A 14,137-nucleotide genomic window follows, 5' to 3' on the forward strand; every position below is an offset into this window, starting at 1 on the left:
ATCGTATGGAAAAGGTGTTTTTTGGGGTATAACCTTTGTCGCCACCCGCACAGCGGGTGGTTTTCTGTTTCGCTTCGCTCAACTGGCTAAAGCCGGAAAGGATTGCCTGGCGCTAGCTCCGCAGCGCAAGGCAAAACGCTGCTGTCCCGGCTTCCGAAGTGGCGCAAAACACAGGACGGCTTGCGGCTGCACACAGAAAATGCTATGCGTGGCGCACCTTTTCCGGCATGGCGCGCAGGCACGGCAGGCAGGCGGCAGCCCCTCTGGACAGCGCGGGTTTTGTGCCACCGGAAAGACCTTCAGAAAACCGTTCCGGCGCAAACACGTTGGAACCATACCAACAGGCGCGCAATGCGCCGCACAGGGAGAGCACATGGCCGCAAAAAAAATATTGATCCTGGCCGGGGATTTTGTGGAAGACTATGAACTCATGGTGCCCTTTCAGATGTTGCTCATGGTCGGGCATGCCGTGGATGTGGTCAGCCCCGGAAAAAAGCCCGGCGACACCATCGCCACAGCGATACACGATTTCGAGGGACACCAGACCTACTCTGAAAAACGCGGGCACAATTTCACCATCAACGCGGATTTTGATGCCGTCCGCGCGGAAAATTACGATGGTCTTGTGTTGCCCGGCGGCAGGGCCCCGGAATTTTTGCGCCTCAATGCGCGCGTGATTGAAATCATCAAGGAGATGGATGCGGCCAAAAAGCCCATTGCCGCCATCTGCCACGGGCCGCAACTGCTGGTGACCGCGGGAGTGCTGAAAAACCGGCGGAGCACGGCCTATCCTGCCGTCATGCCGGATGTAGTCGATGCGGGCAGCGCCTGGTGCGCGGTGAACGAAACTGCGTCCAACGCCTGCGTGGACGGCAATCTGGTCACGGCTCCCGCCTGGCCGGCGCACCCGGCCTGGATGGCCGCCTTTCTGAAAGTTCTTGGAACCAGGATTGAGCCGTAACAGCGCCCTTCGGCGGGCCTGCGGAGGCAACAACGCTGTACGATGCTTTTGCTTCCGCAGGCCTTCTGCCGGGCTCTTTTTTGCACACAACGCCCGCCCGCGCGGCCAAAGGCGCTGCCGCAGCGGCACACCAAGGGAGGCCGTATGCGTATCACCATTATCGGCGGCGGCCCCGGCGGCTACACGGCAGCCTTTGAGGCCGCCCGCCGGGGCTGTGAAGTCACTCTGATCGAAAATACCGCTTTGGGCGGCGTGTGCCTCAACCGGGGCTGCATTCCCACCAAAACTCTGCGCGCCAGCGCCGATGCCCTGACCCTGGCTTCACGACTGGACGAATATGGCGTGACAGGCTGCTCCACGGCTTCCATCGCTCTGGAAGCCGTACGCAAACGCAAGGAAAACGTTATCACGATCCTCAGGGGCGGCCTGGAAAAAACCTGCGCCCGCCACAAGGTCAATCTGCTGCACGGCACAGGCCGGGTGAAAAACGCCCATACCGTGGTTGTGAACGGCGAAAACGGGGAAACCACTGTGGCCGGCGAGGCCGTTATCATCGCTACCGGCTCCAGAGTGCTGCAACTGCCCGGCCTGACCTTTGACCACGAATACATCTGCAGCAGCGACGACGCCCTTGCCCTGTCCCGCATTCCGCAGCATCTGGTCATTGTGGGGGGAGGAGTTGTCGGCTGCGAGCTGGCCTGCATCTACCGCGCCTTCGGCAGCACTGTCACCCTTGTGGAGGCACAGGGCCGCCTTCTGCCCCTGCCTCCGGTGGATCAGGACGTGAGCACACTGCTCGGCCGTGAGATGCGCAAGCAGAAAATCCGGGCTCTCACGGGAAAAACCCTCAAGGATGTGCATGTGGCTGATGGCGTGGTGCGCGGCACCATTGCGCCATCGCCCTTTCTGGAGCAGACCGCTGCCGGGGAGGCCGAAGAAGCTGTTGAGGCGGACATGGTGCTGGTGACTGTGGGCCGTACGCCCGCCACAGAAGGGCTTGACCTTGCCGGTGCAGGCATTGCTGTGGACAGCCGCGGCTGGATTCGTGTGGACGACAACCTGCAAACATCCGTGCCCGGCATCTACGCCATCGGCGACATTCTCGGGCCGGACCGCGTCATGCTGGCTCATGTGGCGTCAGCGGAAGCTCTGTGCGTGGTGGATAGCCTGTGCGGCACGCCCCGCCCCATGCGCTACGATGCGGTGCCCTCGGCCATTTTCACGGCTCCCGAAATCGGTGAAGTGGGTCTGAGCGAGGCGCAGGCAAGGGAAAGCGGCATTGCTGTGGTCTGCGGCACAGTGCAGATGCGCGAGTTGGGCAAGGCCCATGCCATGGGCGAGTTGCCGGGTTTTTTCAAAATCGTGGCCGAAGCCCAAAGCGGCCGTGTTCTCGGCGTGCACATTGTGGGCGCGCACGCATCGGACATGGTTGCCGAAGCCGGGCTGGCGCTGACAGCCGGACTCACCGTCAGCCAGATCGCCGAAACCATCCATGCGCACCCCACTCTGGCCGAGGGCATGTACGAGGCGGCCCATGCCGTCCTGCACACCATGTGGGCCACACCATAACGTTTGCCAGCGCCGTGCCGCAAGCTATCCGGCACGGCGTCCTCCGGACATGCACTCCCCCCGCTTTCAGTTTTTGATGATTTCAAAAAACTCTTCAGGCCGCAGAACGGCCACTTTTTTGTTGACAAACGGCCCCAGAAGGCCACTTTCCTCCTGCTGGCGCAGTATTCTGTACAGCGAGATGCGATGAACGCCCAGCAGGGCGGCCATCTCCTGCCGTGAAATCCCCACATCGGCAACGGGCGGGTCACTGCCGGGCACGATGCGCTGCGCCAAAAACTTGCATGTCCGCACCAGCACGCTGTCCAGATACAAGGAGGCGGCCTGATGGGAAAGCGCGCGCATCTTGCGCGCCATGGATTGGGCGAGGTTCATGAGCAGGTCGGGGTGCTCCCTGCGCACAACATCCAGGCTTTGCGGCGAAAAAGCCCAGACCACGCTTTCCACGGAGCAGGTGAAATATCCTTCGCTGGGCATGGGATCAAAAAAGGGGGTTTCGCCGAAAAGGCATCCTTCATGGATGTACCAGAGGATTTTTTCCATTCCTTCAAGGCTCTGCTGCGTCAGACGCACCTTGCCCCGCTCCAGAAAATACAGCTTTCTTCCCAGAGGAATCCTTTCTCCCCTGCGCAGCACACAACGCTCCGCCAGATGCAACACTGTGCGCCACGGAGCGTTCATCTCGCGCATTTCCTTGAAGGCCAGACCGCGTCCACCTACATTGAGAGCCATGCTGCCCCCCCTTGCAGAGCATTTTCCGGCTTCAGCATGCCACGACACAAAGGAAAAAACAATTTTTTGTGAAAAATGTTGCAAATGAAACACGGCATGGCGTGCATTCCTGCTATGGTGGAGCCAATTCTTCCGCTGCCGGATGACAGGGTCGAAGGGCCAGGACACAACGCCGGCAGTGCCACGCGGCCACCGCAAACCTCAGGCCGCATATGCCCACCGGGCAAGAGAGGACGCCATGCCTGAAGCCCTCGCGCCCAACCGCATTCTGCTGTACAAGTGGATCACCAACCTTATCGTCCCAATTGCCGCCTATCTGCTGCTTGTCCAGAACAGCAGCCTCACTCCGCCCATGGCGGCCTTTCTGGCTGTAACGCTCTGGGCCGTGTGCGCCTGGGCCATGGAAACCCTCAACGATATTGCCGTGGGCATTCTCCTGCCGGGCCTGTACGTCCTGTTTTGCGAGGGGGTGAACATCGGCGTGGTCCATGCCCCGTGGCGCAGTGAAATCTGGATTATCGCCGTGGGAGGCTTCATTCTGGGCAAAATCATTCAGGAAACAGGGCTCGGCAAACGCATTGCCATGGGCAGCGTACGCGCCATGGGCGGCAGTTTTTCCGGGGCACTGCTGGGCCTGACCATCGGTGCCATCATCCTCTCGCCTCTGGTGCCTTCCATCATGGGCAAGGCCGCCATTCTCTGCGGCGTGGCCATAAGCCTCTGCGATGCCATGAATTTCAAGCCCAAGGGCCGCGAAGCCACGGCCATCATGCTGGGTGCCTGCATTGCCGTAGGCTCCACCAAGCTGGCCTGGCTTACCGGGGCGGGCGATCTTGTCATGGGCATGGGTCTGGTGGACAAGGCCATGGGCACCCAGACCTCCTGGATGGAATACGCCAAGTACAACTTTGTGCCCGCCATGCTCTACACCTTCCTGTCCATGGGCATTGTTCTGGTGCTGCTGCGCTCCTCCGTTTCCCGCGAAACCATCCGTTCCACAGTACAGCAGGCTTACAGCGAGCTTGGCCCCATGAGCGCAGAGCAAAAGCGCGCCATGCTTCTTCTGCTGGTCACCGTGGTGCTGCTCAGCACAGACAAGCTGCACGGCATCAGCGCCGGAGTGGTGCTGATGATCATCTCCGCCCTGTCCTTTGCGCCGGGCATGGCGCTCATGGACGCCGGACGGCTCAGCCGGGTGAACTTTGCGCCCATTTTCTTCATTATGGGGTGCATGGCCATCGGCAGCACCGGAGGTTTTCTCAAGGTCACACAATGGATGGCCGGACTGGTGCTGCCCCTGTTCAGCGACACGGGTACGATGCTGGCATCTCTTTGTTCTTACGCCACGGGCGTTGGCATGAACTTTTTGCTCACACCGCTGGCGGCCACCTCCACCCTGACCGCGCCCATTACCGAACTGGGCATGCGGATGGGTCTGGATCCGCGCATCCTCTATTTCTCATTCCAGTACGGACTGGACAATCTCATCTTTCCCTATGAGTACGCCCTGTATCTCTACTTTTTCAGCAGCGGCTACATCAATTTCAGGGAAATGGCCCTTGTCATGGCTGTGCGCATGCTGCTGGCCGGACTTTTTGTGGCCTGCATCGCCATGCCCTACTGGCGTCTGGTATTGTGAGTACAGTATTCCCCTCCCGGCATGATTGCCGGGAATGTCGCAGATTTTCCCTTGCCGGGCAGACCCGGCAGCACACCTTTTCTTCAGGAGGAAAAGTATGGGCCACCCGACAATTTACCCCACCGGCGTCACCCTGTTCAAGCCTGAAAAGGCTTGGGGCGGATTCACCATCTTTCAGGCGCAGGAAATGGGCGCAGTGCTCATGGACATGAACGGACGCGAAGTCAACGTCTGGAAAGGCGTGCTCGGCATGCCCAACAAAATCCTGCCCGGCGGCTACATGCTCACCAGCCGGGGCCGCCGCAGCGGCAAATACAGCGTGCAGGATGGCCTGGATGTGGTGCAGGTGGACTGGGACGGCAAGGTCGTCTGGAAGTTTGACAGAAACGAATACATCGAAGATCCCGGCACACCCGGACGCTGGATGGCCCGCTACCACCATGATGTGCAGCGCGAGGGAAATCCCGTGGGCTATTACGCCCCGAACATGGAGCCGAAACCTCTGGAAGGCAATACCCTGATACTGGCTCACCGCAATGCCCGCAATCCCAAAATTTCCGACAAACTTCTGGTGGACGACCTCATTCTGGAAGTGAACTGGGAGGGCGAAATCCTTTGGGAATGGCTGTGCAATGAACATTTTGACGAGTTCGGTTTCCGTGAGGGAGCAAAAAACACCCTGGCCCGCAATCCCAACTACCGCCCCACCCAGCCCGAAGGGCAGGGCGACTGGATGCACCTCAACTCCATGTCTGCCCTGGGTCCCAACAAATGGCACGATGCGGGCGACGAACGCTTTCACCCGGACAACATCATCGTTGACGGCCGCGAAACCAACATCATCTTCATCATCAGCAAAAAGACCGGCAAAGTTGTCTGGAAGCTGGGGCCGGACTACGATACAACCCCGGAACTGCGCGCCATGGGCTGGATCATCGGCCAGCACCATGCCCACATGATCCCGAAGGGACTGCCCGGCGAGGGCAATATCCTGGTTTTCGACAACGGTGGCTGGGGCGGCTATGACGTGCCCAATCCCGGATCGCCCACGGGCGTCAAGGCCGCCCTGCGCGATTACTCCCGCGTACTGGAAATAGACCCCACAAGCCTCAAAATCGTGTGGCAGTATACCCCGCGCGAAGCAGGCTTTCTGGAACCCATGGACAGCAACCGCTTCTACAGCCCCTTTATCAGCAGCGCGCAACGCCTGCCCAACGGCAACACCCTGATTACCGAAGGTTCCGACGGGCGCGTGTTCGAGGTAACGCGCGAGCACGAAATCGTGTGGGAATTCATTTCGCCCTACTGGGGCAGGAACGTACCCATGAACATGACCTACCGCGCCTATCGCGTGCCCTACCAATGGGTACCCCAAGCCCCCAAGCCGGAAGAAAAACCCATCGCCCCTCTGGACGTGACCACATTCCGCGTGCCCGGAGCCGCCGCCCTGGGTGACCGCGTCAGGGAGTGCGTTGTGGACGGCTGCGTACCCTATGAGGGCAGCAATGCCCTGTGCGTGGCCTCAGAAGAAGACATCAGGGACAAATAGCAGCTACGCCGGAACGCCGCGATCCCCCGGGCCCGCGGCGTTCCGCAACGGAGAAAAACATGGGCAGCATTCTCTACACGGCTCCGGACTGCATCCGCTGCAAAATCGTCAAGGATTTTCTGGCCGAAAAGCGGCAGGAGTACAGGGCGGTGGATTTCAAAGGCGATACCGAAACATTCAACAAGTTTTACCGCACCTACCGCAAGGCCATCTACCGTAACCCGGAAGGAGTCGAGTTTCCGCTGTTTCAAGATGGCGATGTCATCAGACAGGGTTCCGGCGAAATTCTCGCCTATCTGCTCTCCGGCCATGGGCTGGAGGGCTGCGTGACCCGCAGCGACATGCTGCACGGCAAAATTTCAGGACTCTACCCCTCACAATGCCCGGACGGGCAGGAAGAAAATTTCCAGACCTTGGTCAGACGCCTTGCCGAAGGCGGCCTCCAGGTCTGGCTGCAAACCGATGGGCGCAAGCCGGAGCTGCTGGAAAAACTGCTGTGCGTCAAGAATACGCACGTTCTCTGCAATATGGTGGGCGGCGCGGAAGCCACAACAAAAATTTTCGGCGGCGCGCCGTCCGCCGACGAACTGGGCGCAACCATCCGGCTGGTGAGCAACACGCCTGACGGCGCGGTACGCTTTCTGGTCATGCCGCTGCCCGATGACAGCGGCTGGTCCTGGCCCCGGCGGGAAGATGCCGCCGCAGCGGCAAAAATGGTGGCCGCAGCATGCGGCCAACCGACACTGCCCTACACCATCACACCCGTCACTCCGGAAATGACTTGGGATACCCGTGGGTTGGAGCCCCTGCCGGGCGAAAACCTGCTCATGTACCGCTCTGCCGCGCGGCAGCATTTGTTCAAGGCAGAGATCGCCAGATAAAAATTTGCTCCTTTGCCCGCCAAAAGCGGAAAACACGCCCGGCCGCGCCCCTTGCGCGGCCGCCTCGCGTGGTCTACATTTGCGCCCTGAATTTTCCGGCAACGTCTTTTCCGCACGGCAAAAAACGGCATGGGAACGCGGAGCAGACGGCCGTATTTGCCTGGAGCGAAAGGCTTTGCCCGCAGCTCTCCAGAAAAGGAGCAAGACATGTCCCGGATCAAGAATCTGCGTGAGGAAGCCCTGAACCTGCACAAGGACAACCAGGGAAAAATCGAGGTTCGCGTAAAAATCCCCGTGCGGGATGCCGATGACCTGACGCTGGCCTATTCGCCCGGCGTTGCGGAACCCTGCATGGAAATCCACCACCACCCCGAAAGGCTGGACTGGTACACCAACCACGCCAATTTTGTTTGCGTGGTATCCAACGGCACGGCTGTGCTGGGCCTGGGCGACATCGGCGCTGCCGCAGGCATGCCTGTCATGGAGGGCAAGTCTTTGCTTTTCAAGGCATTTGCTGATGTGGACGCTTTTCCCATCTGCGTGAATACCAGGGACACACAAAAAATCATCGAGCTCATCGAACTCATGACTCCCACCTTCGGCGGCGTAAACCTTGAGGACATCAAGGCCCCCGAATGTTTTGTCATTGAAGACGGCCTCAAGGAGCGCGGCATCTTCAAGGGCCCCATTTTTCATGATGACCAGCACGGCACAGCGGTGGTCACGCTGGCCGGCCTGATCAATGCCCTGAAAGTGACCAGCAAAAAGCTCGAAGACATCAAGGTGGTCACCAGCGGCGCGGGCGCGGCGGGCATGGCCATTGTCAAGCTGCTCATGGCCGTGGGGCTCAAAAACGTCATCATGTGCGACTCGCGGGGCAGCATCTGGGAAGGACGCGGCGAAGGCATGAATCCCTACAAGGAAGATATTGCCCGGCGCACCAATCCCGACAGGGTCAGGGGCGCTCTGGCCGATGCCATCAGGGGCGCGGATGTTTTCATCGGCGTATCGGCACCCGATACCCTGGATGAGGGCATGATCCGCAGCATGGCCAAGGATCCCATTGTCTTTGCCCAAGCCAATCCGATTCCGGAAATCTGGCCGCTGCAACGCGCCCATGATGCCGGAGCCAGAGTGATTTCCACCGGGCGCTCCGACTGCCCGAACCAGATCAACAACGTTCTGGCCTTTCCCGGCATTTTCCGCGGCGCTCTTGACGTGCGCGCCACGGACATCAACGATGCCATGAAAATCGCTGCGGCCCGCGCCCTGGCCGATCTGGTCGGGCCTGACGAACTGGGACCGCAGATGATCATTCCCTCCAGTTTCAACCCCGAGGTGGCCCCTGCGGTGGCTGCGGCAACGGCCAAAGCCGCCATGGACAGCGGCGTTGCCCGCATGCGGCTCGACCCTGCATCTGTGGCGGAAAGCCTGCGCGCGCGCCTGGCCGGACGAGTGCGGGCCTGACAGCCTTGTGCGCCTGCCGCCTCCTGATTGTGTGCCCGCTCAAGGCAGAAAAAAATTGACCGCATCTCCACAATGCGGGTATCCTTGCTGTATCTTTTTCTGACGGGCGAAGATTCTGCTCGCGGAAAACGCATTCAACATGGGAGGGACAATGGACGGATTACTGGGTGTGCTGAACAGCATCAGTGACTTTGTCTGGGGGCCGGTGATGCTGGTGATGCTTGGAGGAACCGGCCTGTATCTCACTATCGGGCTGAAATTTTTCTCCTTCCGCAACTGGGTCAGGGCATACAAATGCCTGTGGGCCGGGCGCAGAAACCAGTCGGCGCACGGAGAACTTTCTCCCTGGAACGCCCTGATGACGGCCCTTGCCGCCGATATCGGCACGGGCAATATTGTGGGTGTTGCCACAGCCATTGCCATTGGCGGCCCCGGCGCCCTCTTCTGGATGTGGGTCACCGCTCTTGTGGGCATGATGACAAAGTTTTCCGAAGTGCTGCTTTCCGTATATTTTCGTGAAAAGACTCCCGCCGGCAACTGGGTGGGCGGGGCCATGTACTTCATCAAAAACGGCCTCGGTCCACGCTGGAAATGGCTCGGCACATGCTTTGCCATTTTCGGCGCCATTGCCTGCTTCGGCATCGGCGCAATGGTGCAGGCCAACGCCATCAGCGTGAATGCTTCCAAAAATCTTCACCTGCCGGAATGGACAACATCTCTTGTCCTGCTGCTGCTTGCCGGTCTGGTGCTTGTGGGCGGCGTCAAGCGCATCGGCGCTGTGGCGGGCAAGCTGGTGCCCCTGATGGCCGTTATCTATATGCTGATGTGCCTCATCATCATTTTCATGAATATCGAGCGTGTGCCCTCTGTCTTCTGGTGGGTGGTGACAGATGCCTTTACGCCCACTGCGGCTCAGGGCGGTTTTGCGGGAGCAACGGTCATGATGGCCATCCGCATGGGCATGGCGCGGGGTATTTTTTCCAACGAGGCCGGTCTGGGCTCCGCCCCCATGGCACATGCCGCCTCCACGGCGGAATCGCCGCTGGTGCAGGCTTCCATCGGCATGCTGGACGTTTTCATTGACACCATCATTGTGTGCAGCATGACGGGCTTTGTGATTCTTGTATCTCTGGACGCCGCAGGGCATCCCCTGTGGAGCTCCGGCCTCAGCGGAGGAGTGCTGACTGCTGCGGCTTTCCAGCACTATCTGCCCGGCATCGGCCACTACGGCATCACCATCTGCCTGTCGCTCTTTGCCTTTACCACCATCCTTGGCTGGTGCGTCTACGGTGAAAGGTGCATCATCTATCTCTTTGGCGACAAGGGGCAAAAACCCTTCCGGGTAATCTATGTGCTGGCCGTTGCCGTGGGTGCCGTGCTGGCGCTGGATGTGGTCTGGACTCTGGCCGATATCGGCAATGCGCTCATGGCATTCCCCAACATCATCGGCATTCTGCTGCTCAGCCCCACGCTCTTCCGCATTGTCCGCGAAGAGGTGGCCAAGGATCCACGCTTTGTGCTGTAAAAAATGCTGTAGAGGCCCTGTTTACGGCATCTCCAAACTCCCGGCTGTTCTTGCGGCCGGGAGTTTTGGGCACTGCCCTGGCCCGGCGAGGAACCCATGAAAAAGTCAATCCTGCTTTTGCTGTGCACCGCCCTGCTGGCGGGCACAATGCTTGTGGCGGCAGAATCCGGACAAAAGGATCACGGAGGTACGGCAGACATGAAGACACAAAAAACCTCCGGCCTGCGGGACGCATACTTTGCGGGCGGCTGTTTCTGGGGGGTGGAGGAATATTTTTCCAGAATTCCTGGAGTGATGGATGTCGCCGTAGGGTATGCCAACGGCGAAAAAAAGAACCCCACCTATGAAGAAGTCTGCTCCGGAAAAACGGGCCATGCGGAAACCGCGCATGTGCGCTACGATCCGGCCATTGTCAGCCTGCGGACTCTCGCCGGACAATTTTTCAAGATCATTGACCCGTTCAGCGTGAACCGGCAGGGAAACGATGTGGGCAGCCAGTACCGGACCGGGCTGTACTATCAGCATGAGGAAGACAGGAAGATTCTTGCAGACGTAATGTCGGAGGAAGCAAAAAAATACGGCAGACCGCTGGCAGTGGAACTGACGCCGCTGAAAAACTATTACCCGGCGGAAGACTACCACCAAGACTACCTGAAGAAAAATCCCAACGGCTACTGCCACATCAGTTTCGACAGCCTCAAGGATATTCCCGCCCGGACAACGGGCCTGGTGGACCCCCAAAAGTATTCCAAACCGTCTGAAGCGGAGTTGAAAAAACGCCTCACGCCGGAGGAATATGCCGTTACCCGGCAGGCGGGGACAGAGCGCGCATTTTCCGGAAAGTACTGGGACCACAAGGCAGACGGCATATATGTGGATGTGGTGACGGGAGAGCCGCTTTTTTCTTCCGCCGACAAATTCGATTCCGGGTGCGGCTGGCCAAGCTTTTCAAAGCCCGTTGATCCGGCTGTGGTGACCGACCATGAAGACCGCAGCCACGGCATGCTGCGGACCGAGGTACGCAGCCGCGTGGGGGATTCCCATCTGGGGCATGTTTTTGACGACGGGCCGAAAGAGAGGGGCGGTCTGCGCTATTGCATCAACAGCGCCGCCATCCGTTTTGTCCCTTATGACGAAATGGAAAAAGAGGGCTACGGAAACCTGAAACACCTTGTCCGGTAAATCCGTCTGCACACAAAAGCACTCCTGCCCTGCACACCCGGCATCAGAACAGATGCAGGGCAAGAGCCGCCACCACAAGATACCGGGCAAGCTTCGCCACTGCCACAATGGCAAGAAAGGACCAGAACGGCTCGCGCAGCGCCCCGGCGGCAATGGTGAGCGGATCTCCGATCACGGGAGCCCAGCTTGCCAGCAAGGACCAGCGGCCGTATGCGTGATACCAGTGTTCCGCCTTTTTCAGATTTTTTTCCTGCACGGGAAACCAGGCTCGCCCCGCAAAACGCCGGGCGAGCCTCCCGAACAGCCAGTTGACGACAGACCCGAGAGTATTGCCAAGAGTCGCCACGGCAATCAGCAGCCACGGCGGCCCGCTTTGGGTTGCAAGCATCCCGGCCAGCACAAGTTCGGACTGGACGGGCAAAAGCGTTGCCGCAAGAAAGGCGGAGGAAAACAGCCCCCACAGCGCAAAGGCACTCACGCGCTACCTGCCATGTTTTTCACAAAAATGTCCAACGGGCGGAAATAGTTGCAAGCAGATGCCGCATATGGCATATGGGCAAAACATCCCTGCCCGCAACGTGGCCGCAGGGACAGCAAGCCCGCAGAAACTCCGCACAAGGTTTTGCCATGACCAACCTCTCCCATCAGGGCTTGTTCACCCCGGCCGGTTCCCTGGCCGCAGTGGATACGCCCTGCCTGCTTCTGGATCCCCAAAAAATGGACGCCAATATCGCCCGTTTGCGGCAGAGCCTTGAAGCCACGGGAACAGGCTTTCGCCCCCACCTCAAGACAGCCAAGTCCGTGGATGTGGCGCGGCGGATGTTTGCCCACGGGCACGGCCCGGCCACGGTATCCACCCTGGCTGAAGCCGAGGCTTTTGCGCAGGCGGGCTTTACCGACCTGACCTATGCTGTGGGCATCACCCCCTGCAAGCTGCCCCGTGTGGCCGCCCTCCACAGGCAGGGGACCACTGTAAGCGTGATTCTGGACAGTGTGGAGCAGGCCGAAGCCGTGGCGGATTTTGCCCGACGACATCTGCCCATTCCGGCTCTTGTCGAACTGGACTGTGACGGCCACCGGTCCGGCGTGTGCCCCGACGATCACGAACTCCTGCTGGACATTGCTTCCCGACTGGCCCCAGCCCCTCTGCTGGGGGTACTGACCCATGCGGGCGAAAGCTACCACGCGCGGGGCAAGGCGGCGCTGGCCGCCGCCGCAGAAAACGAGCGGGCCTGCGCAACGCGCGCGGCGCACATTCTGCGTGCCGCCGGACATGCCTGCCCTGTGGTCAGCGCAGGCTCCACCCCCACGGCTTTTTCTGCACAAAGCCGCCATGGCCTGACCGAAGTCCGGGCCGGTGTGTTTGTCTTTTTTGACCTGGTGCAGGCCGGTATCGGCGTATGCAGGCATGAAGACATTGCCCTTTCCGTGCTGGCCACTGTCATCGGGCATCAACCCAGCAAGGGCTGGATCATCATTGATGCCGGATGGACTGCCCTTTCCGCCGACCGTGGCACAGATTCCCAGGAAAAAAGCCAGGGGCTGGGCATGGTCTGCGACCTGAACGGCGTTCCCCTGCCCGGCCTGACAGTTCTTGACGCCAATCAGGAGCACGGTATCGTGGCCTGCCGCAACCCGGCGTGCATGCCCCACCTGCCTGTGGGCGCGCGGCTGCGCATCCTGCCCGTCCACGCCTGCGCTACCGCTACGCAACATGACCGATACCATGTGCTCGGGCCGGACGGCAACGAAATCACAACCACCTGGCCACGCTTCAGGGGCTGGTGAAATATTTCTGCTCTTGCCACTTCTCCGCAAAGGGCGGAAGGAGTGGCCTGGCGTATCCGAAAACATACAGACATGCTCTGCCAAAGGAAAAAACATGCTGCGCAAAATCATTCGCATTGATGCGGAAAAATGTAACGGTTGCGGCGCATGCGTCAACGCCTGCCATGAAGGGGCCATCGTCATGCGGGACGGCAAGGCCGCCCTTTTGCGCGATGACTATTGCGACGGCCTGGGAGACTGCTTGCCGGCCTGCCCCACCGACGCCATCAGTTTTGAAGTGCGCGAGGCCCTGCCGTATGACGAACAGGCAGTGCTGGAAAACATGCGCAAAGCCCAGAAAACGCCTCCTTCCGGCGGTTGCCCGGGCAGCATGAGCAGGCGGATTGACGTACAGCATACGCCGGTTGCGGATACCGGGGCTGACCAGCCATCCTGTCTGGGGCAGTGGCCGGTGCAACTGCGCCTTGTACCGACCAACGCCGCTTTTTTTGACAACGCGCGCCTGCTGCTTGCAGCGGACTGCACGGCCTTTGCCTTTGCCTCCTTTCACCGGAAATTCATGGCAGGCAAGGTAACACTCATTGGCTGCCCCAAGCTTGATCCCGTGGATTATGCGGAAAAACTGACCGCCATCCTGACGGACAATACTATCGCCTCGCTGGAAGTGGTCAGAATGAGCGTGCCCTGCTGTGGCGGCATTGCCGATGCCGCAGCACGGGCCGTGCAGAAGTGCGGCAAGGCCGTGGACTTCAGCGTGGTCACCATTACCCCCGAAGGCAAGCTGCTCACAATGCCGGCAGAGGGCTTGTCGCCCTTGGGCGCGCGGTAATTTCAGGCACCACAA

The 14,137-nt window shown here is 60.0% G+C and carries 12 protein-coding genes; 10 read left to right on the top strand and 2 right to left on the bottom strand.

Annotated features, from left to right (window positions below):
* The first annotated feature begins 373 nt into the window (after positions 1-373).
* Together EII23_RS08555 and lpdA are read left to right on the top strand one after the other, a co-directional pair.
* Entirely contained in the window at positions 374-961 is a 588-nt protein-coding gene (locus EII23_RS08555; protein ID WP_124792971.1) for a DJ-1/PfpI family protein, read from the top strand.
* A gap of 144 nt (positions 962-1,105) precedes the next feature.
* A complete protein-coding gene (gene lpdA / locus EII23_RS08560; RefSeq protein ID WP_124792972.1) occupies positions 1,106-2,530 on the top strand; it encodes a dihydrolipoyl dehydrogenase in 1,425 nt (474 codons plus the stop codon).
* 66 nt (positions 2,531-2,596) lie between these two features.
* Here the strand turns inward: lpdA and EII23_RS08565 are convergent, their stop codons facing one another.
* Positions 2,597-3,262 (bottom strand): Crp/Fnr family transcriptional regulator, encoded by a 666-nt coding sequence (locus EII23_RS08565; RefSeq protein ID WP_124792973.1) that lies wholly within the window; start codon positions 3,260-3,262, stop codon positions 2,597-2,599.
* 238 nt (positions 3,263-3,500) lie between these two features.
* Between EII23_RS08565 and EII23_RS08570 the strand changes: the two genes are divergently transcribed.
* From EII23_RS08570 to msrB, 6 genes are all read left to right on the top strand, one after another.
* Positions 3,501-4,901 carry an SLC13 family permease gene (locus EII23_RS08570; protein WP_124792974.1) on the top strand — a complete coding sequence of 467 codons (1,401 nt, stop codon included), beginning with the start codon at positions 3,501-3,503 and terminating at the stop codon, positions 4,899-4,901.
* A 97-nt stretch (positions 4,902-4,998) separates the two neighbouring features.
* Positions 4,999-6,450, top strand: coding sequence for an aryl-sulfate sulfotransferase (locus tag EII23_RS08575; RefSeq protein WP_124792975.1), 1,452 nt, complete (start codon positions 4,999-5,001; stop codon positions 6,448-6,450).
* A gap of 59 nt (positions 6,451-6,509) precedes the next feature.
* A complete protein-coding gene (locus EII23_RS08580) occupies positions 6,510-7,331 on the top strand; it encodes a hypothetical protein (protein ID WP_124792976.1) in 822 nt (273 codons plus the stop codon).
* Positions 7,332-7,547: 216 nt separating this feature from the next.
* Positions 7,548-8,798 carry an NADP-dependent malic enzyme gene (locus EII23_RS08585; protein ID WP_409360234.1) on the top strand — a complete coding sequence of 417 codons (1,251 nt, stop codon included), beginning with the start codon at positions 7,548-7,550 and terminating at the stop codon, positions 8,796-8,798.
* A gap of 151 nt (positions 8,799-8,949) precedes the next feature.
* Positions 8,950-10,323: a sodium:alanine symporter family protein gene (locus tag EII23_RS08590; RefSeq protein WP_124792978.1), complete on the top strand. Its 1,374-nt coding sequence runs from the start codon at positions 8,950-8,952 to the stop codon at positions 10,321-10,323.
* A gap of 96 nt (positions 10,324-10,419) precedes the next feature.
* Positions 10,420-11,505: a peptide-methionine (R)-S-oxide reductase MsrB gene (gene msrB / locus EII23_RS08595; protein ID WP_185702346.1), complete on the top strand. Its 1,086-nt coding sequence runs from the start codon at positions 10,420-10,422 to the stop codon at positions 11,503-11,505.
* A gap of 43 nt (positions 11,506-11,548) precedes the next feature.
* On the opposite strand, the gene EII23_RS08600 is transcribed toward msrB, so the two are convergent.
* Positions 11,549-11,983, bottom strand: a complete 435-nt coding sequence (locus EII23_RS08600; RefSeq protein WP_124792979.1) for a YqaA family protein — start codon at positions 11,981-11,983, stop codon at positions 11,549-11,551.
* A gap of 74 nt (positions 11,984-12,057) precedes the next feature.
* On the opposite strand from EII23_RS08600, the gene EII23_RS08605 reads away from it, so the two are divergent.
* Both EII23_RS08605 and EII23_RS08610 read left to right on the top strand, forming a co-directional pair.
* Positions 12,058-13,293, top strand: coding sequence for an alanine racemase (locus EII23_RS08605; RefSeq protein ID WP_260424662.1), 1,236 nt, complete (start codon positions 12,058-12,060; stop codon positions 13,291-13,293).
* Positions 13,294-13,387: 94 nt separating this feature from the next.
* Positions 13,388-14,122 (top strand): ATP-binding protein, encoded by a 735-nt coding sequence (locus EII23_RS08610; RefSeq protein ID WP_124792980.1) that lies wholly within the window; start codon positions 13,388-13,390, stop codon positions 14,120-14,122.
* Positions 14,123-14,137 lie beyond the last annotated feature (15 nt).

Origin of the sequence: Desulfovibrio sp. OH1186_COT-070 (genome assembly GCF_003860215.1) — a bacterium.
GTDB lineage: Bacteria > Desulfobacterota > Desulfovibrionia > Desulfovibrionales > Desulfovibrionaceae > Desulfovibrio.